Below are 811 nucleotides of genomic sequence, written 5' to 3' on the forward strand. Positions count from 1 at the left end.
CAAAGTGATAAGCAGTTTACTGCTTTTGTTAAAGGTGCCAATCAAGATGGTAATACCTTGTTAATTGATGGCTTGCCGATAAATCAAACGTTAATGCTTGCGGGTGAGCGTTTTCAATTGGGGGATGGTAACACTGCTGAACTAAAGGTATTAACACAAGATTTAGTCTCAAACTCGTTAGGCCAAGCCAATATTGTATTTGAGTCACCGATACGTGTAATACCTGCAGATAATACCCCGCTTTATTTCAATCAACCTAAAGGTGTTTTTAGATTAGCTGATAATAAGCAAGGCATTGCCAGTGCCCAGTATAAGAATGGCATTGTTACTAGTTGGCGTATTAAAGGCAGGGAGGCTTTTTAAGTGGAGTCGATTAAAGCAGCATTAATTGATGATTTAAAATCCCATGGTCGTGTACGGTTTTTTGTGCGTTTAGGTTTTAAAACCGCAGACCTGTACTTACATACAGGGGTTGGTCAGCGAATGTTTTTAGGTCAAACCTGGCATGGCTTGGGGATGCTTGGCAAGGTCAGTGAAATACCTGCAGGTGAAAACAACAATACGCATCGCATTCGTTTAACACTCAATACCACTGATACTGCGGTACTTGCTGAAATGGCACAAAATGACCCGATTGGTCGAGCGTGTGATATTTATTTAGTGACATTAGATGAACAATATCGCGTGAGTAATAGCCAGGTATTAGAAAGTGGTTATATTGTATCGAGTGAAGTAGAACGCGGAGATATCTCACAAATCGCCTTATCTGTGGCAGGTGAAAGTGAACGTTGGAAACAAGCACGTTTAAACC

At 40.8% G+C, this 811-nt stretch carries 2 protein-coding genes; both read left to right on the forward strand.

Annotation, left to right across the window (positions count from 1 at the left end):
- Positions 1 to 363 (forward strand): hypothetical protein (locus CJF42_RS23735; protein ID WP_095369025.1); only part of this gene is annotated, 363 nt, incomplete at its 5' end.
- A partial coding sequence (locus CJF42_RS23740; RefSeq protein WP_095369026.1) for a hypothetical protein occupies positions 364 to 811 on the forward strand: 448 nt, incomplete at its 3' end.

The organism is Pseudoalteromonas sp. NBT06-2 (assembly GCF_002276045.1).
GTDB lineage: Bacteria > Pseudomonadota > Gammaproteobacteria > Enterobacterales > Alteromonadaceae > Pseudoalteromonas.